Below are 26,069 nucleotides of genomic sequence, written 5' to 3' on the forward strand. Positions count from 1 at the left end.
TCACCGGCCTGTGGATAGGCGAAGTAGGCGTGGCAGTAGCTCACATACCGTCACGCCATGAATACACAGGTCACCATCCAAGAAGTCTCATCCAAGTTACGTGCCATTAGAACGGCTAAATCGCTCTCATTGAGCGATGTCGAGGTTTTGAGCCAGGGCGCACTTAAAGCGGTCGTATTGGGTTCTTATGAAAGAGGAGCCAGAACACTGAGCGTCAAGCGTGCCATCGCAATTGCAGAGCTATACCAAGTTCCGGTCTCTCAGCTATTCACTGATGAGAAACCCATCGAGTTGGTGACTTCTGGAAAGACCGTCATAGATCTTCGCGCTATCAATAGGCGAGCCCATGACTCTTCGCATCCTTCACACCATCGTTATCAATTGCTGGCCCGCGTAGCGCAGCGAATTGTCCGCTCTCGACAAGATTGGAATGGCGAAGTACTTTCTCTACGTCAGAGCGATCTAGAAACTATTGGAATCCTCTTTGACGAGCCAATTTCAGAAGTACTGAATTGGCTGGAAGATGAACGAATTCTTCTCAAGAAACGAGACGGTTAAATTGCAATGCTTTCCTTGATTGAAGAGATGCGACCTAGGACGCCGTGGATATACCCGGCAGATTCATCGGTTGAAAGTTCTTTTGCAAGAGTGAGAGCTTCATCAATCGCGATTCCATCATCGAGATCAGAACTCCACACAATCTCATAAATTCCCAGACGCAATATATTTCTATCGACTGCTGGAAGACGATCCATATCCCAGCCTTGGGCATAAGTAGCAATGAGCTCATCAATCTTGCGCTTGTTATCTGTTACGCCAGCAATTAGCGTCTTGGTGAATTCACGGATTGGACGTGCATCCGGACCTTCTTCAACAACATCGCGAAGAGTAAGGAGTTCAGCAGCCGAAGCGCCGCGAATATCAGCCTCGTAGAGTAAATCTAGAGTCTGTTTGCGAGCTTTACTGCGTGCTGACACTAGTTGGCGCGACCCTGGTAAGAGCCATCGCGAGTATCAACAAGAACGATTTCATCCTGCTTGATAAAGAGTGGCACTTGAATCTGAATACCAGTTTCAACTGTTGCAGGCTTCGTTCCACCAGATGAACGGTCACCCTGAAGTCCTGGCTCTGTGTAAGTAATCTTGAGTGGAACTGATGCAGGAAGATCGATGTAGAGCGGATTTCCCTCGTGAATTGCAACGATGGCTTCAGTGTTTTCGAGCATGTAATTCGCTGCATCTCCGACAGTTGCTTCTGAAATTGTCATCTGATCGAAGTTAACGTTATCCATGAAGACGAAGTCGTCGCCTTCCTTGTAGAGGAAGTTCATTTCGCGCTTTTCAAGGATTGCGATTTCAACCTTGACGCCTGCGTTGAAAGTCTTATCTACTACCTTGCCGGTCATTACCTGCTTGAGCTTGGTACGTACGAAAGCAGGACCCTTACCTGGCTTTACGTGTTGGAATTCAACGACTGTCCATAACTGACCTTCGATGTCGAGGGTCATGCCATTCTTGAGATCGTTTGTTGTTGCCACGGTAACTCCAGTTCATGCCTTCGCCTATCGAAGGTCAATAGAGAACGGAGTTTACAGTATGAAATTAGGCGACAAGCGCCTTGAGCGCGATAAGCGCCAGAACGTAAGAATTTGGTCCGAAACCACCAATCGTTCCATTGGCCACACCAGAAATTACCGATGTATGACGGAACTCTTCGCGCGCCAAAGGATTTGAAAGATGAACTTCAATCAGCGGAGCCTTGACCAACTCTGCAGCATCACGGATCGCATATGAATAGTGCGTGAAAGCTGCTGGATTGATAATTACTGGGGTGTTGGTATCTGCGGCTTCATGAAGCCAACCAATGATTTCTGCCTCGTCATTACTTTGACGAACATCCGCATCAAATCCATGTGTCTTTGCCGCACCCTCAATATGTGAAACAAGAGCTGGGTAAGTCATATCTCCATAGATCGAAGAGTCGCGAATATCGAGGCGCCCTAAATTAGGACCATTGAGAACGAGAACCTTCATTGGCAAAGCCTCTCATAAGCAGCATGCAGCGCGCTCTCAATTGGGTTTTCAAGTCGTTGTGTCTTTCCAACTTCTGAAATCACGACGAAGCGTAGAGAGTTACCACGACTCTTCTTATCAAGTTTCATCGCTGCGAGAAGTTCAGGCCACTCAGCACCTTTATAGATAACGGGCAGTCCAAGGGCAACCAGGGTTTCGATATGCAATGCGCGCAATTCAGGAGTGATTAAATCCAGGCCTTCTGAGAGATAAGCGATGTAAGCCATTCCGATGGAGACACATTCTCCATGGCGTAGTGAGTATTTTGAGAGAAGTTCAACGGCATGACCAAAGGTGTGTCCGTAGTTAAGGATTTCTCGATCGAAGCTCTCTTTAAAGTCGCCAGAGACCACGAGCGCCTTCACTGCAACAGATCTCTCAATTAACTCAAGAGTTACCTCGCGAGAGGACCGAATATCTGCAAGTGACTTTGATTTGATGAGATCAAGAATCTTCTGATCGCGAATAAATCCGCACTTAACTACCTCAGCAAGCCCTGCTGCAAAATCACGATCCGAGAGAGCGTCTAACCACTTTGGATCGATCAATACTGAGATTGGCGAATGGAATGCCCCAATAAGGTTCTTTCCATAGTCGCTATTGATTCCGGTCTTTCCTCCAACTGCTGCATCAACCATTCCTGCAACAGTTGTAGGAATGGCTACCCAATCAACTCCACGAAGCCAGCTCGCTGCCAGATATCCAGCAAAGTCCGTTACCGCTCCCCCGCCAATTCCCACAATTAAATCGGTACGAGTGAAACCTGCAGCGCCTAACCAATTCCACGCTTGGGATAAAACGTTGGCTGACTTTCCTGCCTCACCATCTGGGATAGGAAGATAGAAGAATTCGGTATCTCCTGAATCGAATGTAGGAATCCGATCTTTCATCGATTCGCTAAAAATAATAGCAACGCGAGTTCTCTCTTTGGTTAATTCAACGAGCTCTGCCTTGAAATCAACGTCGACGCAGACGTCATATTCACGGTCGGCACTTACATGAATTCTCTTCACTTCAGAACCTCCAAGACGAGGGAGACAATCTCTGACTCAGACTTTTCATTCACATCTATGACGCTATCTGCAATTGATTCATAGATAGGTCTACGCGCCTCCATAAGAGTCTGCCACTGACCACGCGGATTGTGCAGCAGTAAAGGGCGATCGCGATTAAATCCAATGCGCGGTGCAACCGTTGCAAGAGATATATCTAGGTAAATAACCGGTGAAGCGATTGCTCGCAGAGCAGATTGCGCATCCACTGAAATAGGCGCGCCTCCACCCAACGCAAGAACTGTGTCATCTGAGAGCAACTCATCCCGTAGAACTTTCTTCTCAAGAATACGGAATTCATCTTCGCCATCTTCCAAGAAGATATCCGATACTGATTTACCGGCACGTTCTTCGATGACATGATCAGTGTCGCGAAACGCGATTCCTAAATTGCTCGCTACAAGCTGACCGATGGTGGTCTTTCCAGATCCCATCGGACCAATCAGAATAACGCGAGGAGCCATGAGAATTACTTGAAGCGCAGATTCTTCATATAGGACTCGTAATTACGACGAACTTCCTGAACTGAATCGCCACCGAACTTTTCAAGTACAGCTTCTGCCAAAACAAGTGCTGCCATAGCTTCTGCAACAACACCCGCAGCCGGGACGGCGCATACATCAGAACGCTGATTGATGGCCTTTGCTGCTTCACCAGTCTTTACATCAATTGTGTCGAGCGCTTTAGGAACCGTAGAAATTGGTTTCATAGCAACAGAGACTCGCAAGATCTCTCCGTTGGACATGCCGCCCTCTGTTCCTCCTGCACGATCTGTACGACGATGAATTGCGCCATCAGTTCCGCGTTCAATCTCATCATGAGCAACCGATCCACGGCGTGTGGCTGTTCGGAAACCGTCACCAATTTCAACGCCTTTAATTGCTTGAATTCCCATCATTGCAGCGGCTAATCGCGCATCTAATCTGCGATCCCAATGAACGTGTGAGCCAAGTCCAGGAGGCAAGTTGTAGGCAAGTACCTCGCATACTCCGCCGAGTGTGTCTCCATCAGAGTGAGCGGATTCAATTTCAGTGATCATGAGTGCACTCGTTGCAGGATCTGAACAACGAACAGGATCTTCATCAATGCGTTTCATATCTGTTGCATCTGGAAGCTCGTAATTGTCAGGGATACGAACCGAACCGATAGAGACAACGTGGCTCAAAATTGTGATGCCAGTAGCCTGCTCGAGGAAATTACGTGCGATTGCACCGAGTGCAACGCGAGCCGCTGTTTCACGAGCACTTGCACGCTCAAGGATTGGTCGTGCGTCATCAAAATCGTACTTCTGCATACCTACAAGATCAGCATGCCCAGGGCGCGGACGCGATAGCGGTGCATTACGAGCAAGGTTTTCAATCTGGTCTGCAGGAACTGGATCGACAGACATTACCTTCTCCCACTTTGGCCATTCACTGTTACCGACCTGAACAGATATCGGTCCGCCTTGTGTGGTGCCTAGACGCACGCCGCCAAGAATGGTGACTTTATCTGCTTCGAAATTCTGTCGAGCACCACGTCCCACGCCGAGTCGGCGGCGGGCTAAGTGGAAATCGATATCTTCAGTCGTAATCGCAACATGAGCTGGCATGCCCTCGATGATTGCTGAGAGAGCTTGGCCATGAGATTCACCTGCTGTAATCCAACGCATGAGCCTATTCTTGCAGATACCGAGTGATTCTCGCTCACCTTTAGAAATTACTCCAAGGGGCAAGAATCAAAGCCGCACCGCAGAGCGCGGGAGCAAAGGCCATATCACCACGCATTGAACGGTTTCGAATCAGATGCACCAGCACCAGGAATGAGGAGGCCACCAAGAGCGCCAGTAGGTAATCCGAAAACTGACTACTCGGTACAACAAAATTCAGAAGAACTAACAGGAGTTTGGAGTCGCCGTAGCCGCAGCCGGATATCCAAGTGAATAAGAAAATAAGACAAGAAGTCAGGGCCAAGGTTCTGAGATCGAGATTGAACCCTTTTTTGAAGATAGAGGCGATCACAAGGAGAAGAAGTGCTGAATTTGGTATGCGATGGGTTCGAATATCAAAGGCTGCGATGAATACAAGTATTGACGAGACAAGCACCTAGTCAAGATAACGAGGTTATTTAGCGTTTGAATCCCGCTTGTGTATTACCGCGAGGCCTTGCGCAAAAGAGGACGTATATGTTCGGCAAGAGCGTTGCGATCCAATGGTTTTTCTAGAACAAGCTCAAGCTGATCAATACCCTGATACAACAAAAGTTCTAATCCGTTGAGGACGTTTCCACCGCAATCACTCCATCGTTGCGCTAGCTCAGTCGGCCAAGGCTTGTAAATAACATCGAAAAGTGTTGTCGAAATTCCAGGTTGCACTGAATTGGCGAGAAGATCTGCGGCTCCCGCTGGCGTGGTATTCACAACTAAGTCGTAATTGCCGAAATCAACATCAAGGTTCCATCTGTGATATTCGAACTTTGTATGAACCACAGCAGATTCAAGTGCTTCTTGTCGCACGCTCGAGCGCCCAAGCACGTGCAAATTCTTTGTAATGGAATCAAGGGCACCCGCCACTGCCCGCGCAGTTCCACCTGCGCCAAGAATTAAAACGGAGTCGAATTCCTTCAGCTCTGCATGAGCAAGAGCAGCAACGAGCCCACTTCCGTCGGTACTGGTGAGTGACCACGTGTTATCGCGATTGATTAAGGTATTTCCGGATTGAATTCTGCGAGTTAGTTCATCAACTTCAACGTCTAGGGCGAGAACCTCCTCTTTAAGAGGCATGGTCAGCGATAAGTAATCGAACTCAGAGCCACGTGTTTGTACAAACTCTTGCAAAGTGCCGGACGTAACTTCAATTGCAGAGTAAGTGCCTTCTAGACCGAGGAAATCAAAGGCAGCTTTATGCAAAACGGGAGATAAAGAGTGGGAAATCGGAGACCCTAATACTGCGCCTTTCATTTCTTTTCACTCCTAAATTTTCCTGCTCGTAAATTCTTCTTGTACTCAACTTTCCAGTCATTGAACTGGTTGATATCGCTGGTGAATCTGGTATCAAATGGCGCGACAGTGATGAAATATAACCAATCACCAGGCGTTGGGTTCACTGCGGCGCGCAGGGCATCCGCACCCGGATTATTAATCGGTCCAGGAGGCAATCCGTATTTACGATATGTGTTGTACGGTGAATTCAGCAAGGTTGATTGAGTACTAAGGAAGATGCTTCCTCGTGTCTTCTTGACGTAATGAACAGTCGAGTCAAACTGCAACGGCATACCTTTGACAATTCTGTTGCGAATTACCTGAGATATCTTGGCAAAGTCCTCGGTATTTCCTTCGGCCTGAACTAGCGACGCAATGATCAGCAATTGTTGCGGCGTGAATTTCTCCCGTGAAGAGTAGAACCCGGCCGCCTTCATCTCTCTTAAAGCTCTATCGATCATGCTCTGTAAAGCCACTTTCGCTGAAGTATCAGTTGCGAAACTGTACTGGGCAGGAAAGAGCAGACCTTCGATTGATGAGAATCCAGATGGTTTAACAACCTTACTTAACGCACTGGCTACATCTGATTTCGTAAAGTTAGCAGCGTAGAACTGCGGAAGAATCTCAGATAACCAAGCGCCTTCAAAAATATTGATAAGCCCGGTGATGCGTGCTGAATCTAGAAGCTGATTGAGGGCTTCTGTCGCACAAAGATTTAGATCAATCTCATGGTTACCAGGTGCGACTTTCTGAGAGCGAGGATCTCCGACTGCAACCCGGAAATATGACCCGGATGATTTGACGACTCCGGCATCAAAAAGGGATTGAGCTATCTCTGATCCTGATTCACCTGCTGCAATGTTTATATTGGCTCTAGTTTGCGACGGTGAGCCACAAGGGAAATCAGGCGCGGAACTGCCAGGAACTCGAAGAAAGTGGAGGGAAAAGGTCACAACGCCAACAAGGCCCAGGGCTATGAGAATTCGAGAGAGAGGTGAGTTATTCCAGAGTTTCACTCAGTAGCCCTTGTTCCAATATCGCTACGGCAGCCATCGCATCAATAAGTGACTTCGAGTCACGCATCGATACCCCTGCCTCCTTCAACTTCCTCTGCGCACTCACTGTTGAAAGTCTTTCATCAACTAGTTGAATCGGAAGGTTGGTAATGGATTGAACCTGTCCTACAAATGCTTCGACTTTCTCCGCACTCTCCCCCGTAATTCCGGACATGTTCAGGGGCTTGCCAATAAAAATTCGAATTGGTTCATGTTCAGAAAGAAGCGATGAAATCTCAGTAATGAAGTTCTTCGACTTCGTCTCAAGAACGCAGAGCGGTGAAGCGAGAATGCCATCGGGATCACAGAGCGCTACACCAGTGCGGACATCTCCATAATCGAAGGCGATACGTCGGCCTCGCATATGCGTTACTTACCGGATATGGAATCGGCGATAGCGAGAAGAGCTGCCTGTGACTTAGATGCATCTGTTCCGCCACCTTGGGCGAAATCATCTTTACCGCCGCCTCCGCCACCAAGGATGGTTGAACCAATCTTTACGAGCGCGCCTGCCTTAAGTCCAGTTGCCTTGGCAGCATCGCTGACTGCAACCACGAGAACAGGTTTTCCTTCGTTGGCACTAATAAGTGCAACAGCAGATTGCGGTGCGCGAGCTTTGAGGTCAAGAGCGATCTTGCGCAGGTCATCACCAGTAATGCCATCTGGCAGAACCGCAGTGACAGTCGTCGTTCCATTAAGAACTTGAGCGGAATCTGCAAGTGCACCGATTTGACCCATCGCCTGCGCAGAGCGAACTGCGGCAAGCTCCTTCTCAATATCCTTAATCTTGTTAAGTAGATCAGAGATACGTTCAGGAAGTTCTTCGGTTCGGGCGCCCTTGATAATTTCGGTCAGTGAATTCAACAGCACGTGCTCGCGCGCCAAGAATTTATAAGCATCGACTCCGACAAGTGCTTCAACGCGACGAACACCAGCACCTACAGATGATTCGCTGAGCAACTTCACTACGCCAAGTTGGCCTGAACGTTCGACGTGAGTTCCGCCGCAGAGTTCGCGAGCCCAATCACCAACACTGACGACGCGAACTTGGTCTCCGTACTTTTCGCCGAAGAGCGCCATCGCGCCGATCTTCTTTGCCGCATCTTGAGTCATAGTTTCGGCGGTGACTGCCAAGTTATCGAGCAAGAGTGTGTTGACGCGAGATTCAACTTCATTAAGTACTGAATCAGGAACTGCACCTGTCGATGGGAAGTCGAAACGGAAACGGCCTGGTGAATTCTCAGAACCTGCCTGCGTTGCTGTTTCTCCAAGAATTTCGCGGAAAGCTTTATGGACCATGTGCGTTGCGGTGTGAGCACGCGAAATTGCATGGCGACGCTCCATATCGATCGCAGCAAGTGCCTGCGAACCAGTAGTTACCTCACCTGAGATAACGCGGCCGCGGTGAACAGAGAGTCCATTAACCGGCGTCTGAACATCTTCAATTTCAACAACTGCGCCATTAGAAAGTGTGATGCGACCGCCATCGGCAAGCTGTCCGCCACCTTCTGCATAGAAAGGTGTGCGGTCTAGAACAATTTCAACATCTTGGCCTGAATTCGCTGAAGCTACGCTCAGTCCATCCACCAAAATTCCATTGATTACCGATTCAGTTTCACTATGTGTGTAACCCACAAATGAGGAAGCGCCCTTTGAATCTGCGATCTTCTTATATTCGGAGAGATCTGTATGGCCGCTCTTCTTTGCTTTCGCATCGGCCTTTGCGCGGTCGCGCTGTTCGTTCATGAGACGGCGGAAACCATCTTCATCTACTTCAAGGCCTTCTTCGCGAGCCATTTCGAGCGTCAGATCAAATGGGAAACCGTAGGTATCGTGAAGCTTGAAGACTTCTTCTCCTGGAAGGACGTTCTTCTTCGTAGATTTCAACTGAGTTGAAGCCATATCAAAGATCTGTGTTCCGGCCTTGAGTGTTTGCAGGAATGACTCTTCTTCAGCCACAGAGACAGCGAGAATGCGCTTTTGATCTGCAATAAGTTCAGGGTATTGAGGTCCCATTGCGCCAATTGCTGCAACAGTGAGCTCGGACATAATCGGATCGTTAACGCCCAATAAACGCATATTACGAATCGTGCGGCGCATCATGCGACGAAGAACGTAACCACGACCTTCATTGCCTGGGGTAACTCCATCGCCAATCAACATCGCTGATGTTCGCGCATGGTCTGCAACTACGCGCAGTGAAACATCTGTGTTCTGAGACTTTCCATAGTTAACGCCAGCGAGTGCCGATGCCTTCTTGAGAATCTGCATCGTTGTATCGATTTCATAGATATTTTCTACGCCCTGCAACAAAGCTGCAGTACGTTCTAGACCTAAACCAGTATCAATGCTCTTTGCAGGAAGTTCGCCGAGGATTGGGTAACCATCTTTACCGCCACCTGCACCGCGTTCATTCTGCATGAAGACAAGGTTCCAGACCTCCATGTAACGGTTCTCGTCAGCGATTGGTCCGCCTTCGACTCCGTATTCAGGTCCGCGATCGTAGTAAATTTCAGAGCAAGGTCCGCAAGGTCCCGGAACACCCATCGACCAGAAGTTATCTGCCATGTCGCGACGTTGAATGCGTTCGCGTGGGATGCCGATCTTCTTATGCCAAATATCAGCTGCTTCATCATCATCAAGATAAACAGTTACCCAGAGACGTTCTTCAGGGAATCCATATCCGCCGTCCGCAACAGGACGAGTGAGAAGTTCCCAAGCAAGTGAGATTGCACCTTCCTTGAAGTAATCGCCGAATGAGAAGTTTCCGCACATCTGGAAGAAGGATGCGTGACGTGTTGTCTTTCCCACTTCATCGATATCAAGGGTTCGGACGCACTTTTGAACCGAAGTTGCGCGCTTGTATGGAGGTGTTACCTCACCCAGAAAGAATGGCTTAAACGGAACCATTCCTGCGTTAACAAGAAGAAGGTTTGGGTCATCAGCGATGAGAGATGCTGAAGGAACGACAGTGTGAGTTAAACCTTGACGGTTTTCGGATTCAAAGAAGCGCAGCCAGCGCGAACGGATCTCGGCGGAGTCCACTAGTCAGATTTTTTCTTCGACTTGCGGCCCTTGCTGAGAGTTGCAGCGCCAAGGAGCGCTCCAGCAACTCGTCCAGTAGGACTTTCCATAAAACCAGTCGTTGCACCGGTCACCTTTGAAGTTACTTCTTCAACATTCTTGGTGATCTTTGCAAAACTTTCGAGAGGGCCATTGATAAGTTCCAGTGTGCGTGTTGACTCCGAGAGAAGCGGAGTTGTGTCATCGGTAAATGCTTTGAGGGAGGTTTTTGCCTCGTCGATGAACTTGCTTACTCGAAATACTGTGTAGGCAATCGCTACAGCGATCACGAAGAGTGATGCCGCTGCAATTATCGTTGCAATTCCGCCTGGACCCATGTTGTTAGCCTACCTGACTTACTCCTTTGGAGGAGTCCAATCGATGGCAGCTTCCTTTCGTTGCGCAGGAGTAATTGGAGTTGGTGCACCAGTAAGAGGGTCGCCACCGCTTGCAGTCTTAGGGAATGCAATTACCTCACGGATTGAATCAGAACCGGTGAGTAGTGCGCATACGCGATCAAGACCTAGAGCAATTCCGCCATGTGGAGGTGGACCGTAATTGAAAGCTTCGAGTAAGAATCCAAACTTGCTCTGTGCTTCTTCATCTGAAAGTCCAATTACAGTAAATACATCCTTCTGAATATTGCGATCGTGAATACGAATCGAGCCACCGCCGAGTTCAGTTCCATTAAGAACGATGTCATACGCATAAGCAAGTGCAGATGCAGGATCTGATTTAAATGTCGCTGCAAATTCAGGCTTAGGACCCGTAAATGGGTGGTGAACTGCAGTCCATCCCCCGTTATCAGTCGGTTCGAACATTGGCGCATCGACGACCCAAACGAATTCCCAGGCTCCTTGATTGATCAAGTTGCAGCGCTTGCCAATTTCAAGACGCGCTGCACCTAGAAGCTGTTGAGAAGATGATCGATCACCAGCGGCGAAGAAGATTGCATCTCCTGGGTTTGCGCCAACGAGTGCTGCAATTCCTGCTTGTTCTTCTTCAGAAATGTTCTTTGAAACAGGGCCACCAAGAGTGCCATCAGCATTTACAAGAATGTATGCGATTCCCTTTGCACCTCGCGCTTTTGCCCAATCCTGCCATGCATCGAGTTCGCGACGTGGTGAATCAGCTCCGCCAGGCATAACAACTGCACCAACATATGGCGCTTGGAATACGCGGAAAGGAGTGGACTTAAAGAATTCAGTAACTTCTGTTAATTCGTATCCGAAGCGAAGGTCAGGTTTATCTGAACCGTACTTATCCATCGCATCTGCATAGGTCATATGTTTGATCGGAGTTGGAATGTCGTAACCAACAGCTTCCTTCCAGACTTTGACCAAAATCTTTTCTGCAACAGCCAAGATATCTGCCTGATCGATAAATGACATCTCGATATCTAGCTGAGTGAATTCAGGTTGGCGATCAGCGCGGAAATCTTCATCGCGGAAACAACGAGCGATCTGGTAATAACGTTCCATGCCAGCAACCATCAAGAGTTGTTTAAAGAGCTGTGGCGACTGTGGAAGTGCGTACCAGCTGCCTGGCTGCAAGCGGACAGGAACTAGGAAGTCGCGCGCACCTTCAGGAGTTGAGCGAGTCAGGTAGGGAGTTTCGATCTCAAGAAACTCAAGGTTCTCCATGACATTGCGGATGGCTGATGTGACTTTCGAACGAAGACGTAAGTTGGCAGCTGGACCTTCACGGCGGAGATCAAGATAGCGATAACGAAGACGGACTTCTTCAGAGATATCAACTTCACTTCCGGAATCAACTGGGAATGGAAGAGGTGCAGATTCGCTCAGGACCACAACATCATCGCCCATAACTTCGATTGCACCGGTAGGAATATTTGAGTTTTCATTTCCCGCAGGACGTAGCGCAACTTCGCCAGTAATTTGAAGACACCATTCAGCGCGGAGTTGTCCGGCCATCTTTTCGTCGCGAATAACTACTTGAACAGAACCAGTTGCATCGCGGAGATCGATAAAGGCAACTCCCCCGTGGTCACGTCGACGTGCGACCCAACCAGCAAGGGTTACGGTCTGGCCTGCGTGGGAAGCGCGAAGTGCTCCTGCATCCTGATTTCTTAACATTGTGAAAAGCCGCCTTTAATTGAGGGTGGATTACAACGAGAGAGCTCGCTGCAATTCCTCCTGTAATTGGTCAATCTTAACGGAGGTTGTTACTCCATCAGACATTCTCTTGAGTTCAACAGCGCCCTCTTTAAGTTCAGATTCGCCCAGAACGATGACAAATCTTGCTCCGGACTTATCGGCAGCCTTCATGGCTCCCTTAAGAGCTCGATCTCCAAAGGCAATCTCCGTTTGGATTCCAACGCTTCGTAATTGCGATGCCATAACCAGTGTCTGCTCTTTTGCACCTTCGCCGAGAGGAATGATGAAGAGATCAGATGTGAACTCTTGGGATGGGACGGTTGATTCTGCAATGGCAGCTAACAGCGCTCGATCTACTCCGAGACCAAAACCAATTCCGGAAAGAGATTGCCCACCGAGGGTTTCCATGAGGCCGTCGTAGCGACCACCGCCACCGATGCCGCTTTGCGCACCCAAATCAGGATGTACGAATTCAAATGTTGTGCCGGTGTAGTAATCCAAACCACGGACCATGCGCGGGTTGATGTTAAAAGCGATTCCCATTGCCGTGAGGTACTTCTGTACAGCTGCAAAATTCGCTGCAGATTCGGGCGACAAATAATCAAGAAGCAACGGGGCTTTTGCCATCGCAGCTTGCATATCAGGACGCTTATCATCGAAGAGGCGTAATGGGTTGATCTGCGCGCGAGCAGCAGTCGCCTCATCCAGATCAAGTGTTGTTATATATGAAAGTAAATCAACGCGATGAGCTGCGCGCGATTGCGCATCTCCTAGAGAAGTGATCTCGAGGCGATAGTTTTTTAGTCCCAAGTTCTTAAAACCACGATCTGCAATGGCAATTACTTCTGCATCGAGAGCTGGATCTTCAGTACCAATTGCTTCGATGCCCACTTGGTAGAACTGTCGATAGCGACCAGCTTGTGGTCGCTCGGCTCGGAAGAATTGGCCGGAGTACCAGACCTTGACTGGAAGCTGACCGCGATCAAGATTCTGTTCAATGACTGCTCGCATAACACCAGCAGTTCCTTCGGGACGCAAAGTAATTGAGCGACCACCTCGATCTTCAAATGTATACATCTCCTTAGAGACCACATCTGTGGATTCACCAACTCCACGACTAAAGAGATTGGTATCTTCAAAGACTGGAAGTTCCATCAATTGATAACCAGCGTTCTTCGCAGGCACGATCAACTGCTCGCGAACCCATTCGAAAGACTGGGATTCAGGAGGCAGATATTCGCGGACCCCTTTGGGCGCTTGGATCTTCTCGAACTTCATGAGGTCAATTCTTTCAGATAAGGGTTGTTTTTTCGCTCGAATTTAATTGTGGTTTCAGGTCCATGTCCTGTCAGAACCCGTAAATCATCAGAAAGTGGCAACACCTTGGATTTAAGGGTCTGCGTCATATCTTTTGCGCTGCCTGTTGGTAGGTCTGTGCGCCCTATCGAGCCAGCAAAGAGAACATCTCCGCTAATCAAAATCTCGTCATTGATGGTGAACATCAATGAACCTCGTGTATGACCAGGTGCATGGATTGCAGTGATATTCATATCGAGTAACTGCACAGTGGAACCATTCTTCAGTTCTTGCACTTTCTTAGGTTCAGTGAAATTCATGCCTTGCAGTTGAGAAATAAATTGCTCGCCATGTATTCCAGCAGGATCTGCAATAAATCTGCGGTCTTCTGAGTGAATATATGCAGGGATGTCATAACCATCGGCCAGCGGAGAGATTGAGAAGGTGTGATCAAGATGGCCGTGAGTTAAGAGAGCAGCCACAGGCTTCAGATTATGTTCTTCGATAATCATCCCGATCTCGTGGGAGATGTCGGGCATACCGGGGTCAACGATGATGCACTCTGAGCCTTCTGAAGGGGCGATAACCCAGCAATTGGTCGCAAACATGGGTGCCGGAAATGAACGGACAAGCATCTATATGACCCAATTTCTAGCGTGGATTTACGACTCGCGGAAGCACAGGGTACCTTTGACCACGTAAACACTCGCACATATCAACGAAGGTCGCGTTCACACTGAACTCAACCGACGCGCTGAAGGGGAAAAAGCCATGACCGATATCAATCCAACTGCTCTAGCTCAAACACACTCCACGCCAAGTGCTGCATCTGCACTCGTCGGAGACCCTTCACGATTTGGTCGCGTTGCCGAGGATGGCACTGTTTTTGTTCGAACCAACGATGGCGAGAAGCCTGTTGGTTCATACCCAGGAAAGACTGCCGAAGAAGCGCTCGCTTACTTCGTTCGTAAATTTGAAGCGCTCGCTTCTGAGGTTGCGCTCACTGCAGCGCGCATCACAAGTGGTGCAATGGTTCCGCAAGATGCTTATGAAGCAGTGAAGAAGCTGCGCCAGCAGGTTCGCGAACTCAATGGCGTTGGCGATCTCGACGCACTTGCTGCATCCGTTGAGCAGATTGAGCCACTTATCGAAGGTCATCGCGAGGCATATGAGGCAAAGAAGGCTGCCGAGTCAGTTGCTAAGGCCGCTCGTCGCGAACAAATTTTGGTTGAGAAAGAGAAGATTGTTGCTGAAGCTGAATCACTCGCTCTCTCAGAGAATTGGAAGGTCACTGGCGATCGTCTTAAGGCGCTCCTCGACGAGTGGAAGGCTGCTCCTCGTTTAGATAAGAAAGCAGATGCTGAGTTCTGGAAGCGATTCTCAGCTTCTCGCAATAAGTTCGATAAGCGTCGCCGCACTCACTTCGCTGCGCTAGAAGCAACTGCCGGCAAAGTCTCAGAGGCAAAGACAGCGATCATCGCCGAGGCTGAAAAACTTGCAACATCAACTGATTGGGTAGCAACTGCTCGTCGTTTCAAGGTTTTGATGGATCAGTGGAAGGCAGCAGGTCGCGGAAAGAAGGGCGACGATGCAAAGATGTGGGCTCGCTTTAAAGCAGCTCAGGATCAATTCTTTACTGCAAAGAACGCAGATCTCGAGAAGCGCGAAGTCTCAATGGCTGCAAACCTCATTAAGCGTGAAGAAATCATCGTTCAGATCGAAGCACTTGTTCCGTTCACTGATGTGAAGCAGGCAAAGAACGCGCTCCGCGAACTCATGAATTCTTGGACAAAGATTGGCATCACGAACCGCGATAAGCGCGCAGCTCTCGATGCTCGCGTCTCTAAGGTTGAGGATGCAATCAAGGAAGCTGAAGCTGAGATCTGGCGTAAGACAGATCCAACTGCGAAGGCTCGTGCAGCTGAAGTTGTTAAGCAGCTATCTGACTCTATTGAAAGCTACGAGAAGGCTGCTGCTAAGGCAAAGGCTGCAGGCAATGAGAAGAAGGCTAAGGAAGCCGCTGAATCTGCTGAGGCTCGTAAATCTTGGCTTGCAGAAGCCCAGAAGCATCTCGCTGAATTTAACTAACAGTTAATTCTTAGGTTCGATAGACGTCGTAGACGCCTTCGATACCGCGCACTGCTGCCAATACTGAATCAAGGTGCTTGGCATCTGCCATCTCAAAGGTGAAGCGCGAAATAGCAACGCGATCTTTTGAAGTACTCACTGCTGCGCTCAAAATGTTCACATGTTGCTCTGAAAGCGTACGAGTGACGTCAGCTAACAAGCGCGCACGATCGAGTGCTTCGACCTGAATATTGACCAGGAAGATGCTGGCCGCGCCAGCAAGCCAAGAGACCTTTACTACTCGTTCATTCTGATGGGTACGCAAATCAGATGCGTTGATGCAATCATCACGGTGTACAGAGATTCCAGAACCTTTGGTAATGAATCCCATGATGCTATCCCCCGGTACTGGAGTGCAGCAACGCGCAAGCTTTACTAAGACATCATCTACGCCTTCCACTTCGATAGCGCTCGATGTTCGTTTCGCTGCCTGAACGCCTGTTGGGATATGTTCAATCGTTTGCTCAGGGTGCGAATCTTCAGCTCCCATGCTGGCGACAAGCTTCTCGATGATCGACGCTGCTGAAACGTGGCCATCACCAACGGCGCTATAGAGCGCATCGATATCGGCGTAATGCATATCGTGAGCAAGCTCGAGTAGAGAATGTCCTGCAAAAATCTTTTGAAGTGGCAAACCTGCTTTGCGCATCTGGCGCGCAATGGATTCACGGCCTGCATCAATAGCTTCTTCACGGCGCTCTTTGCTAAACCAGGCCTTAATCTTTGATCGCGCTCGTGGGCTCTTTACAAAGTTGAGCCAGTCGCGACTAGGACCTGCATGTTCACCCTTATTGGTAACAATCTCAATGACGTCGCCATTATTTAACTTTGATTCGAGTGGAACAAGGCGTCCATTGACTTTCGCTCCCGCGCAACGAAGTCCCACATCTGTATGAACTGAGAAGGCGAAGTCGACTGGAGTAGAGCCACCAGGAAGTGCGACCACTGAACCTTTAGGAGTGAAGACGAATACTTCAGGGCTGCCAAGATCAAAGCGCAGTGCTTCTAGGAATTCAGAAGGATCTTCTGTCTCTTTCTGCCACTCGTGTAGTTGACGCAACCAGAGCATTTCAGGAGAGCTGCTCTGTGGATCTCCCCCTTGCTTGTACTTCCAGTGCGCAGCGATACCGAACTCTGCACGAGAGTGCATGTCATAGGTGCGAATCTGAATCTCGATTGCTTTGCCATTAGGCCCAATTACGGTTGTGTGAAGAGATTGATAAAGATTGAACTTAGGCATTGCGATGTAATCTTTAAAGCGTCCTGGTACCGGGCTCCAGCGAGCGTGAATTGAACCAAGGACGGCGTAACAATCGCGAACATCATTTACCAGCACGCGGATACCAACAAGATCGTAGATGTCATTGAAGTCTCGCCCACGCACAACCATCTTTTGATAGACGCTGAAGAAGTGCTTCTTTCTGCCAGTTACGGTTGCTGATATTTCGTCTTTGGCAAGATCTGATTCGACAGCAGAGATTACTTCAGCTGTTAACGCATCTCGCGAAGGAGAGCGTTCTGCGACGAGACGAGAAATTTCCTCGAATTTCTTAGGTTCGAGAACACCAAAAGATAGATCTTCGAGTTCCCATTTAATTGCGTTCATACCTAGGCGGTGAGCAAGAGGTGCATAAATGTCGAGCGTTTCGCGTGCCTTTCGAGATGCGCTTTCGCCGGATACGAAACCCCATGTGCGCGCGTTGTGAAGGCGGTCTGCAAGCTTGATTACCAAAACACGGATATCTCGTGACATCGCGATAACCATCTTACGAACAGTCTCTGCCTCAGCAGTTGGTCCGTAGGTCAACTTGTCGAGCTTCGTTACTCCATCTACGAGATTTGCAATCTCGTCGCCAAAGTCGGAACGTAATTGATCGAGCGAGTAAGGGGTGTCTTCAACAGTGTCGTGAAGAAGGGATGCAATGAGAGTTGTTTCATTCAGGCCAAGTTCGGCAAGGATCTGGGTAACAGCAACAGGATGAGTTATGTAATCTTCGCCAGATTTCCTTAGCTGACCTTTATGGGCATTTTCGGCAACAAGAAAAGCGCGTTCTATTTCAGCGGTATTTGCCTGCGGATGATGCTCCTTAAGCGCACCAATGAGAGGTGCGATTAAGGGCAACGTCTGCATATTTAAAGGGTTACTTGCGACCCTTGCGCTTTGGTTGGTTACGAGGACCGCTACCTGTTGAAGGACGAGCCGCCTTAACTTCAGCAACTACAGGTGCGCCACCACGAGCTGCAACTCGCTTTGCAAGAGCCTGCATTGCTGGCTCCTTCTCGCGAAGTTGAGCAAGGAATGGAGGTGCGATAAATACAGATGAGTATGTTCCCACCGCAAGACCGATGAAGAGTGCGAGCGAGAGATCCTTAAGAGTTCCTGCACCAAGAAGTCCTGCGCCCACGAAGAGAATTGCTCCTACTGGAAGAAGAGCGATAATCGATGTGTTAGCAGAGCGAACAAGAGTCTGGTTTACAGCCAAGTTAGCTGCCTGCGAATAGGTCATCTTGCTATTTGCAGCAACTGACTTTGTATTTTCGCGGACCTTATCGAAGACAACCACGGTGTCATAGAGCGAATATCCAAGGATGGTGAGGAAGCCAATAACCGTTGCTGGCGTTACATCGAATCCAACAAGTGCGTAAATACCCACTGTTATGAATACGTCGTGCACCACGGCAACGATCGCAGCAATAGCCATCTTAGGTTCGAAGGCCATAGCCAGGAAGAGCATTACTGCAAGAAGGAATGCGATCAATCCGTAAAGAGCCTTCTTGGTAATTTCCTTACCCCATGAAGGTCCAACTAATTGAGTATCAATTGATTCTGCAGTTACGTTAAAAGTTGAAGTCAAAGCGTTCTCGACGGCTTGAGATTCAGCTGAAGTCAAAGATCCAGTTTGAATGCGAATCTTTGAATCACCGATCTTCTGGACGATAACTTCACCCGGAATGCCGATATTTTCAACTGATGCGCGCGCCTGTTCTACAGTGACGGAAGCCTTATTGATTGTGTAAGAAGCTCCACCCTTGAACTCGATACCTAGGTGTAGGCCTTGAAAACCAAGGGCTGCCATTGAGGCGATGATGAAGACAGCAGAAATTGAATACCAACGCTTGCGGTTCTCAACAATGTTAAATGAAATCTCGCCTGAGTAGAGACGGCCACCGAAACCTGAAAGTTTAGCCATGTGATTATGCCTCCAATGGTGATGCAGGGTTAGATTTTCCGATGCTCTTGGCTGAGAAGCCTGAGAGCGGATGACCTGATGAGAAGAAGTTCGTCTTCGCGATCAGCGTTACCAGCGGCTTGGTAAAGATGAAGACGACAATAAGGTCGATAAGAGTTGTGATTCCGAGTGTCAGCGCGAATCCACGAACTCCGCCTACAGCGAAGAAGTAGAGAAGAACAGCGGAAAGAATCGAGACCATATCCGCGACGATGATTGTGTGACGTGCTCGCGCCCAACCACTTTCTACTGCAGATCGAAGTGAGCGACCTTCACGTGCTTCATCTCGAATACGTTCGAAGAAGACGATGAACGAGTCAGCTGTAATACCGATTGCCACGATTGCTCCAGCAATTCCAGCCAAGGTGAGCGTAAATCCGATTGCTCCTCCAAGAACCAGGAAGATGAGATACAGGAGCAACCCTGCGATGAGCAATGAGCCAACAGTTACTAATCCGAGTGCACGGTAATAAAGAAGAGAGAAGATGAATACAAGTCCGATACCAAGCGCTCCTGCGAGAAGACCTGCTTCAAGCTGGTCAGCGCCCAGTGTTGGTGAAACTTGCTGTACTTCACCACGATCGAATGCCAGTGGCAGTGCACCGTACTTAAGAACGTTGGCAAGGTCATTAGCCTCAACCTGTGAGAACGAGCCAGTGATCTGAGCATTTCCTGAAGGAATAGCTTCATTAATAACTGGAGCAGATACAACAAGTCCATCGAGAACGATTGCAACCTGATTCTGCGGTGATGGCAAAGTTGTCACGCGTGAAGTAAGCGCACCAAATGCTGAAGTTCCTTCGCCGTTAAATGTGAGCATTACATACCAAGCGCTGGTTCCCTGCTGATCTATTCCAGCAGATGCCTTTGAAACTTGGCGACCGAGTACTTCTGCAGGAGCCAATATGTACTTGCTCGCACCTGAGCGCGCACAAGCAACAATGACATCTGATGGTGAATCAGCGCCTGAACCTTGGAGATTTGCAGGGTTTGTACAGTCAAGAGCAGCAAAGCGAGCATTTACTTCTGCAGATACTCCACCGACAGGTGTTGCTGCAGATGCGCTTGTTCCGCCGAGTGCAGCAGATTCAGCCAATACTTGGCGGAAGCGAAGTTCAGCTGTCTGACCAACAAGATCGACCACACGTCGACCTGAATCTCCTGGAACAGAGATAACGATTTGGCGGTTGGCTCCACTTCCCTGTGCTGTTACTTCTGATTCAGCAACACCGAGTGAGTTAACACGCTGGCGAATAATTGAAACAGCTTGGTCAATCGCTTCGGATGTGACCTTATTCGAATCATTAGATGCGCGAGGTTGCAGCGTGACGCTTGTACCTCCGCGAAGATCGAGGCCGAGGCGAACCGAAGTCGCTCCCTGGATCAGAGCTGTGGCTAGTAGGCCGAAGATAATGACGGCCAAGAGAGCCAAGGCACGAACTGGGCGGCCCGAAGTCTTCATAGGTTTTGTAGGTGTGGACATAAGGGCAGAGTCTATGCGTCGGGCGCAGGCGTGTCGAAAAGGGTGGCGATTCCAGCAGGTGGTGTTCGTCCCACATGCTCCCACCCCATCGCTGTGGCGATACGGCCGCGTGGAGTGCGCGCCATAAAGCCATTACGGACCAAGAATGGTTCGGCAACAGATTCAACTGTTTCAGTCTCCTCACCTACCGCGATTGCCAGAGTCGAAAGACCCACCGGTCCCCCGCCAAATCGCTCGATGAGCGCAATCAAAACTGAACGATCCAGGCGGTCGAGCCCTTTGGCATCTACTTCATACATATCAAGTGCTGCCTTCGCATGTTGATGTGAAAGTGCATTAGATCCTTGCACCTGCGCGAAGTCGCGGACTCGTCGGAGTAAACGGTTTGCAATGCGAGGTGTTCCGCGAGAACGGCTGGCAATTTCAGCGATCGCAGATTTATCAATTGTGAGGCCCAGAAGAGTCGCGCTTCTCGAAATAACTTCCTCAAGTTCTGACTCTTCATAGAAATCTAAATGAGCGGTGAATCCAAAACGATCACGAAGCGGTGAAGGAAGTAATCCGGCGCGAGTTGTAGCACCCACCAAAGTAAAGCGCGGAAGTTGAAGAGGGATAGCGGTTGCCCCTGGTCCCTTGCCTACAACTACATCAACCCGGAAATCCTCCATTGCTAAGTAGAGAAGTTCTTCTGCAGGTCGCGGAAGACGATGAATTTCATCCAGGAAAAAGATCTCGCCTTCGACAAGAGAGGAGAGAATCGCAGCAAGATCTCCGGCATGTGTAATCGCAGGGCCGCTTGAGATGCGAATTGGAGCTTGCATCTCAGAAGCAAGAATCATTGCAAGTGTTGTTTTGCCGAGCCCAGGTGGACCAGAAAGAAGAATGTGATCTGCTGCCGCATCTCGTTTACGTGCTGCCGTTAAGAGAACATCAATTTGTTCGCGAACTCGGTGCTGCCCAATGAAATCCCCCAGCGTCTTCGGGCGAAGGGCGTGTTCAGCAGCCGCGTCATCATTTCCGCTTTGAGGATTAACTAATCTCTCTTCGCTCATTTATGCACGCCGTCCACTTTGGAGAGCAGCCTTGAGAAGTTCGGAGATATCAACGCTCTGCGCATCAATACCGTTATCTGCATACTGCGAAACAACTGCTGTGATTGCAGAATCTGAATCCTTAGCTGTGAAACCGAGTGAGATGAGTGCTGAGGTAAGTTGTTCGCGCCAGACAGGTTGGTGAATCTGTTTATGATCAACACTTCCGAAATCAGAGATCTTTCCTTTGAGTTCGAGAATCAATCGTTGGGCTCCCTTACGACCTATGCCGGGCACCTTCTCGATTGCCTTGATATCTTCTTGCGCAATTGCAACGGCTAGAGATTGTGGAGTGTGGGCTCCAAGAATGGCTAGAGCTACCTTTGGGCCAATACCTGAGACTGTCTGTACCAATTCGAATGCTGAACGACTTTCCTCATCAAGGAATCCAAAGAGGGTAAGCGAGTCCTCGCGAACAACAAGGGAAGTGAAGAGCTGAACTGGAGTACCTAAATTAAGTTGCGCAGTTGTTTGTGAAGTAAGCGAGACAGCTAACCCAACCCCACCCACTTCCACGACAGCGCGATCACTCGAGATCGATCGAACGATCCCATTAATTAGAGAAATCATTTGCCCACCAACTTTGCAAGACGAGATTTCTCGGCCTTAAGAGCGGCTTCAATTTTAGAGTTACCGCCACCGCGCCAGATATGGCAAATGGCTAACGCTAAAGCGTCAGTGCTGTCGACCGGTTTCGGAATCACTTCTAGATTCAATAACCGTTTCACCATTTCGGCAACTTGTGCTTTATTGGCTCGTCCTGATCCAGTGACCGCAGCTTTAACTTCTGAAGGAGTGTGCATCATTACGGGGATGCCGCGACGCGCTGCAACAAGGAGAGCGATTCCTGCCGCCTGACCTGTACCCATGACGGTGCGAACATTATGTTGAGAGAAAACCCGTTCTACGGCAATCACGTCTGGTTTATGAGTTGCTATCCACTCTTCAAGTTCTGATTCGAGCTGGAGTAAGCGCTGTTCAAGTGGCGCATCAGCTGGAGTGAGGATGACCCCAACCCCAACGAGCGAGAGCGGCTTACCGATTGCACCTTCAACGATTCCCACGCCACAACGAGTTAACCCTGGGTCTACACCCAAGACTCGTCGCTGCATATGGCTCATAACTTCTAAGCCTAGGACTTAATGAAGTGGGATTAAGAAAGGCTCGCCATAACTTCGTCTGAGACATCGAAGTTAGAGAAGACGTTCTGCACATCATCGAGCTCTTCAATGGCGTCGATGAGTTCGAACACTTTTTGAGCGCCCTCGGCATCAAGTGGAATCTGCATCGAAGGTAGGAATGATGAATCCGCAGATTCGTAATCAATACCGGCAGTCTGAAGTGCGGTACGAGCAGCAACCAGGTCACTAGCTTCGCAGACCACTTCGAATGATTCACCGAGATCGTTTACCTCTTCAACGCCAGCATCGAGCGCTGCTTCAAGAATTGAATCTTCTGTTGCTCCAACTGCCTTGTTGACGATGATGACGCCTTTGCGATTAAAGAGGTATGAAACTGAACCTGGGTCAGCCATAGATCCACCATTGCGCGTAACAGCTACACGAACTTCAGAGGCAGCACGATTTCGGTTATCTGAAAGACATTCGATCATGATGGCAACACCATTTGGTCCATAACCTTCGTACATAATTGTCTGCCAATCAGCACCACCTGATTCGAGTCCTGCGCCACGCTTTACTGCGCGCTCAATATTGTCAGCAGGCATTGAATTCTTCTTTGCTTTTGCGATTGCATCAAAGAGCGTTGGGTTTCCATCTACATCAGGTCCACCATTGCGCGCAGCAACTTCAATCGCCTTAATTAACTTCGCGAAGTTCTTAGCGCGACGGCCATCGATGACAGCCTTCTTATGCTTAGTTGTTGCCCACTTGGAATGGCCTGACATTTTTCAAACACCTCAATCGCTCTTTGGCTTAAATCTTTTTTTTGCTACGGGACCTACTTTATCTGCCTTTGCAGATCTCTTCAAAGAAGTAGCGGTGCACGGCTAAATCTTCAGTGAGTTCGGGATGAAAGCTCGTTGCGAGCAGGTTGCCTTGGCGAACGGCAACCGGATGGTCGGCGGCAGTGGAAAGAACCTCAACCCCCGGGCCCACCTCTTCGACCCATGGAGCTCGGATAAAGACAGCGTGCAGTGATTTTCCGTTGAAGTTCAGATCGGATTCAAAGGAATCAACTTGTCTTCCAAATGCATTTCTACGAACTGTAATGTCCAGACCACCAAAAGATTTCTGATCCTTGATTCCGTCGACAATGCGATCGGCTAAAAGAATCATTCCTGCGCATGAACCGTACACAGGCAATCCCTTAGAGATGGAATCTCTTATTGGTTGATAGAGATCGAAATTCTGAGCGAGATGAACAATTGTTGTTGACTCTCCCCCAGGAAGAATTAACGCATCCACACTTTCAAGCTCGGATACTCGACGAACATCTACAGGTGCATGGCCACAATCAGCGACTGCTTTCAGGTGCTCGCGAAAATCACCTTGCAGAGCAAGTACGCCAACTTTCATTGCCCGTTAACCATTTCCCTGTATTTCTGAAGGAAAGGTTTACCAGCCGCGATCAGCGAGGCGATGTGGAACAGGAATATCTGAAACGTTGATTCCCACCATTGCTTCACCAAGTCCACGTGAAACCTCAGCGAGGACCTTCGCATCATTATAGAAAGTTGTTGCCTTCACGCATGCAGCTGCACGTTGCGCAGGATTTCCGGACTTGAAGATTCCTGATCCGATGAAAACACCGTCTGCGCCCATCTGCATCATGAGTGCAGCATCTGCAGGAGTTGCGATTCCGCCAGCAGTAAATAGAACTACGGGAAGTTTTCCGGTCTCGGCTACTTCCTTAACAAGAGCGTAAGGCGCCTGGAGTTCCTTGGCTGCTACATAAAGTTCATCTTCGCGCATTGAGGTAAGGCGTCGAATTTCAGCTCCGATTGTGCGCATGTGCATCATCGCATTGGAAACATCGCCGGTACCTGCTTCACCCTTTGAGCGAATCATTGCGGCACCTTCGTTGATACGACGCAGTGCTTCACCGAGATTTGTAGCACCACAGACGAAAGGAATCTTGAAGCCCCACTTATCAATGTGGTTGGTGTAATCCGCCGGTGTAAGCACTTCGGATTCATCAATGTAATCAACATTAAGAGTCTCGAGTATCTGCGCCTCAACAAAGTGGCCGATACGAACCTTTGCCATAACTGGAATAGAAACCGCAGCCTGAATCTGTTGGATCATGTCGGGATCTGACATACGAGCAACTCCGCCTTGCGCGCGAATATCTGCGGGTACGCGCTCAAGCGCCATCACTGCACATGCGCCGGCATCTTCGGCAATCTTCGCCTGTTCAACATTGACGACATCCATGATGGTGCCGCCCTTGAGCATTTCAGCCATTCCGCGCTTTACGCGTGCTGTGCCAGTTGCTTCAGACATGATGTGAGACTCCTAATGTGAAATGAAATCGAGAAGTTGAGTCTACTTTGAACTCTTGATTCCCGCATCCGAGGTTTTTTTGGTGAATACAGGCTCTTTATCGGTGAGCGCGACCCAGATCTGGCCTTTAGCAAAGGCAATCTCTTCACCACCTGGGGTTCGCCATGTAGTACCCGAGCTCGCATTGTCGCGGGACCAATTCGCTTCAAAGGCTTTTCCGTCCCGCAAGATATATCCGCGACCAACACCCACGGTTGCTGAGAACGGAGTAACTCCGCCAACTTTGTCTTTATAAATCGAATCAGTAATCGACACTAATTGGATAACAAGCGTCTTCGCACCAAGTCGCTTTCCTGAGGCAGAAATATTCGGAACTCCAACATGATCAAGTAACCATCGCTCTTCGTCTTCAGACCAATGTGCATCGTAGGAACTAGCCGGCCAAGAAAGATGAGCAGATTTGATATCCATTCCACCATCTGGCGCATCACCAAATTTCCAACCCATGGACTTTGAAAGAGCGACAGGCAAATCTCGTTCTGACATCTGTTGCATGAGCAAATCCGCTCTTAGCACCATTGCATATGGCTGAATACGGTTGGGGTCGGTTGTGTAGATAGTTGACGACTGACTCTGTGCACCGAGATCTTCAAGATTTGCGGCTTCAATTACCGGTCGCATCTTCTTTTGTGCACCGCTATAGGCAAAAGCCACATTTCCATACTGCTCAAGAAGTTCGATATCTGAAATTCGTGCAGAACGAACTGGACCAATATGGGTTGGAATATTTGATGAAAAAATTGCAGCTAGTCGGGTAAGGCCACCTTCTACTTGTTCAATATAGATAATGTCAGCATCTTCCAAACCAATTTGTGGATGAGCTTGGCGAGTGTCATCTATCTTCACAACCAAAACCGGGCCATCACCCCCAGGTAAGCCACTAATTGAATTAGTGGGCGAATCTTCAATAAATGGAAGCTTTGAAAGAAGTGGGTTATTTGGGTTAAGAACTGCTAACGCCACTACCCCAATCGAAAGCGCCGCGAGGGTTAGTCGCGCT

27 protein-coding genes are annotated in these 26,069 nt (G+C 49.0%); 2 read left to right on the forward strand and 25 right to left on the reverse strand.

Going from position 1 to position 26,069, the window contains the following annotated elements; genetic code table 11:
- The first annotated feature begins 57 nt into the window (after positions 1 to 57).
- On the forward strand, positions 58 to 558 hold the full coding sequence (locus A1sIA56_RS03515; protein WP_095673568.1) for a helix-turn-helix domain-containing protein: 501 nt from the start codon (positions 58 to 60) through the stop codon (positions 556 to 558).
- On the opposite strand, the gene nusB is transcribed toward A1sIA56_RS03515, so the two are convergent.
- The 15 genes from nusB to A1sIA56_RS03590 form a co-directional block, all read right to left on the reverse strand.
- Complete coding sequence (nusB, locus tag A1sIA56_RS03520; protein WP_095673569.1) at positions 555 to 977, reverse strand: transcription antitermination factor NusB; 423 nt, start codon at positions 975 to 977, stop codon at positions 555 to 557. The genes A1sIA56_RS03515 and nusB overlap by 4 nt on opposite strands.
- Positions 977 to 1,537: an elongation factor P gene (efp, locus tag A1sIA56_RS03525; protein ID WP_095673570.1), complete on the reverse strand. Its 561-nt coding sequence runs from the start codon at positions 1,535 to 1,537 to the stop codon at positions 977 to 979. The genes nusB and efp overlap by 1 nt, the downstream gene beginning before the upstream one ends.
- A 64-nt stretch (positions 1,538 to 1,601) precedes the next feature.
- Positions 1,602 to 2,033 (reverse strand): type II 3-dehydroquinate dehydratase, encoded by a 432-nt coding sequence (gene aroQ / locus A1sIA56_RS03530; RefSeq protein WP_095673571.1) that lies wholly within the window; start codon positions 2,031 to 2,033, stop codon positions 1,602 to 1,604.
- Positions 2,030 to 3,085 carry a 3-dehydroquinate synthase gene (gene aroB / locus A1sIA56_RS03535; protein ID WP_095673572.1) on the reverse strand — a complete coding sequence of 352 codons (1,056 nt, stop codon included), beginning with the start codon at positions 3,083 to 3,085 and terminating at the stop codon, positions 2,030 to 2,032. The genes aroQ and aroB overlap by 4 nt, the downstream gene beginning before the upstream one ends.
- Positions 3,082 to 3,588 carry a shikimate kinase gene (locus A1sIA56_RS03540; RefSeq protein WP_095673573.1) on the reverse strand — a complete coding sequence of 169 codons (507 nt, stop codon included), beginning with the start codon at positions 3,586 to 3,588 and terminating at the stop codon, positions 3,082 to 3,084. Before A1sIA56_RS03540 ends, aroB begins: the two co-directional genes overlap by 4 nt.
- Before the next feature lie 5 nt (positions 3,589 to 3,593).
- The gene (gene aroC, locus A1sIA56_RS03545) at positions 3,594 to 4,775 is read right to left on the reverse strand and encodes a chorismate synthase (protein ID WP_095673574.1); all 1,182 of its coding nucleotides are present in this window, start codon (positions 4,773 to 4,775) and stop codon (positions 3,594 to 3,596) included.
- A 40-nt stretch (positions 4,776 to 4,815) separates the two neighbouring features.
- Positions 4,816 to 5,208: a prepilin peptidase gene (locus A1sIA56_RS03550; protein WP_095673575.1), complete on the reverse strand. Its 393-nt coding sequence runs from the start codon at positions 5,206 to 5,208 to the stop codon at positions 4,816 to 4,818.
- Positions 5,209 to 5,255: 47 nt separating this feature from the next.
- Complete coding sequence (locus A1sIA56_RS03555; RefSeq protein WP_095673576.1) at positions 5,256 to 6,062, reverse strand: shikimate dehydrogenase; 807 nt, start codon at positions 6,060 to 6,062, stop codon at positions 5,256 to 5,258.
- A complete protein-coding gene (gene mltG / locus A1sIA56_RS03560; RefSeq protein ID WP_095673577.1) occupies positions 6,059 to 7,099 on the reverse strand; it encodes an endolytic transglycosylase MltG in 1,041 nt (346 codons plus the stop codon). Before mltG ends, A1sIA56_RS03555 begins: the two co-directional genes overlap by 4 nt.
- Positions 7,083 to 7,502, reverse strand: a complete 420-nt coding sequence (ruvX, locus tag A1sIA56_RS03565) for a Holliday junction resolvase RuvX (RefSeq protein WP_095673578.1) — start codon at positions 7,500 to 7,502, stop codon at positions 7,083 to 7,085. Before ruvX ends, mltG begins: the two co-directional genes overlap by 17 nt.
- A gap of 5 nt (positions 7,503 to 7,507) precedes the next feature.
- Positions 7,508 to 10,183, reverse strand: coding sequence for an alanine--tRNA ligase (gene alaS / locus A1sIA56_RS03570; RefSeq protein ID WP_095673579.1), 2,676 nt, complete (start codon positions 10,181 to 10,183; stop codon positions 7,508 to 7,510).
- Positions 10,183 to 10,539 carry a DUF948 domain-containing protein gene (locus A1sIA56_RS03575; RefSeq protein ID WP_095673580.1) on the reverse strand — a complete coding sequence of 119 codons (357 nt, stop codon included), beginning with the start codon at positions 10,537 to 10,539 and terminating at the stop codon, positions 10,183 to 10,185. The genes alaS and A1sIA56_RS03575 overlap by 1 nt, the downstream gene beginning before the upstream one ends.
- Before the next feature lie 18 nt (positions 10,540 to 10,557).
- Entirely contained in the window at positions 10,558 to 12,297 is a 1,740-nt protein-coding gene (gene aspS / locus A1sIA56_RS03580) for an aspartate--tRNA ligase (RefSeq protein WP_095673581.1), read from the reverse strand.
- Between the two features lie 30 nt (positions 12,298 to 12,327).
- Positions 12,328 to 13,596, reverse strand: a complete 1,269-nt coding sequence (gene hisS / locus A1sIA56_RS03585) for a histidine--tRNA ligase (RefSeq protein WP_095673582.1) — start codon at positions 13,594 to 13,596, stop codon at positions 12,328 to 12,330.
- The gene (locus A1sIA56_RS03590; RefSeq protein WP_223298397.1) at positions 13,593 to 14,222 is read right to left on the reverse strand and encodes an MBL fold metallo-hydrolase; all 630 of its coding nucleotides are present in this window, start codon (positions 14,220 to 14,222) and stop codon (positions 13,593 to 13,595) included. The genes hisS and A1sIA56_RS03590 overlap by 4 nt, the downstream gene beginning before the upstream one ends.
- Before the next feature lie 163 nt (positions 14,223 to 14,385).
- Between A1sIA56_RS03590 and A1sIA56_RS03595 the strand changes: the two genes are divergently transcribed.
- Positions 14,386 to 15,702, forward strand: a complete 1,317-nt coding sequence (locus tag A1sIA56_RS03595; protein WP_095673584.1) for a DUF349 domain-containing protein — start codon at positions 14,386 to 14,388, stop codon at positions 15,700 to 15,702.
- 10 nt (positions 15,703 to 15,712) lie between these two features.
- On the opposite strand, the gene A1sIA56_RS03600 is transcribed toward A1sIA56_RS03595, so the two are convergent.
- Genes A1sIA56_RS03600 through A1sIA56_RS03645 form a run of 10 tightly spaced genes read right to left on the reverse strand, consistent with a single transcriptional unit; the run spans position 15,713 to position 26,032 of the window.
- Positions 15,713 to 17,872: a RelA/SpoT family protein gene (locus A1sIA56_RS03600; protein ID WP_095673585.1), complete on the reverse strand. Its 2,160-nt coding sequence runs from the start codon at positions 17,870 to 17,872 to the stop codon at positions 15,713 to 15,715.
- 10 nt (positions 17,873 to 17,882) lie between these two features.
- Positions 17,883 to 18,932: a protein translocase subunit SecF gene (secF, locus tag A1sIA56_RS03605; protein ID WP_095673586.1), complete on the reverse strand. Its 1,050-nt coding sequence runs from the start codon at positions 18,930 to 18,932 to the stop codon at positions 17,883 to 17,885.
- 4 nt (positions 18,933 to 18,936) lie between these two features.
- Complete coding sequence (secD, locus tag A1sIA56_RS03610) at positions 18,937 to 20,454, reverse strand: protein translocase subunit SecD (protein ID WP_095673587.1); 1,518 nt, start codon at positions 20,452 to 20,454, stop codon at positions 18,937 to 18,939.
- Between the two features lie 11 nt (positions 20,455 to 20,465).
- Positions 20,466 to 21,506: a Holliday junction branch migration DNA helicase RuvB gene (ruvB, locus tag A1sIA56_RS03615; RefSeq protein WP_095673588.1), complete on the reverse strand. Its 1,041-nt coding sequence runs from the start codon at positions 21,504 to 21,506 to the stop codon at positions 20,466 to 20,468.
- On the reverse strand, positions 21,507 to 22,115 hold the full coding sequence (gene ruvA / locus A1sIA56_RS03620; RefSeq protein WP_095673589.1) for a Holliday junction branch migration protein RuvA: 609 nt from the start codon (positions 22,113 to 22,115) through the stop codon (positions 21,507 to 21,509).
- Positions 22,112 to 22,666, reverse strand: coding sequence for a crossover junction endodeoxyribonuclease RuvC (gene ruvC, locus A1sIA56_RS03625; protein WP_095673590.1), 555 nt, complete (start codon positions 22,664 to 22,666; stop codon positions 22,112 to 22,114). The genes ruvA and ruvC overlap by 4 nt, the downstream gene beginning before the upstream one ends.
- 32 nt (positions 22,667 to 22,698) lie before the next feature.
- The gene (locus A1sIA56_RS03630) at positions 22,699 to 23,451 is read right to left on the reverse strand and encodes a YebC/PmpR family DNA-binding transcriptional regulator (protein ID WP_095673591.1); all 753 of its coding nucleotides are present in this window, start codon (positions 23,449 to 23,451) and stop codon (positions 22,699 to 22,701) included.
- Positions 23,452 to 23,509: 58 nt separating this feature from the next.
- On the reverse strand, positions 23,510 to 24,082 hold the full coding sequence (pdxT, locus tag A1sIA56_RS03635) for a pyridoxal 5'-phosphate synthase glutaminase subunit PdxT (RefSeq protein ID WP_095673592.1): 573 nt from the start codon (positions 24,080 to 24,082) through the stop codon (positions 23,510 to 23,512).
- Between the two features lie 39 nt (positions 24,083 to 24,121).
- On the reverse strand, positions 24,122 to 25,009 hold the full coding sequence (gene pdxS, locus A1sIA56_RS03640) for a pyridoxal 5'-phosphate synthase lyase subunit PdxS (protein WP_095673593.1): 888 nt from the start codon (positions 25,007 to 25,009) through the stop codon (positions 24,122 to 24,124).
- A 42-nt stretch (positions 25,010 to 25,051) separates the two neighbouring features.
- Complete coding sequence (locus tag A1sIA56_RS03645) at positions 25,052 to 26,032, reverse strand: DUF3048 domain-containing protein (protein ID WP_223298398.1); 981 nt, start codon at positions 26,030 to 26,032, stop codon at positions 25,052 to 25,054.
- Positions 26,033 to 26,069 lie beyond the last annotated feature (37 nt).

It is taken from the genome of Candidatus Planktophila sulfonica (assembly GCF_002288065.1).
Classification (GTDB): Bacteria; Actinomycetota; Actinomycetes; order Nanopelagicales; family Nanopelagicaceae; genus Planktophila; species Planktophila sulfonica.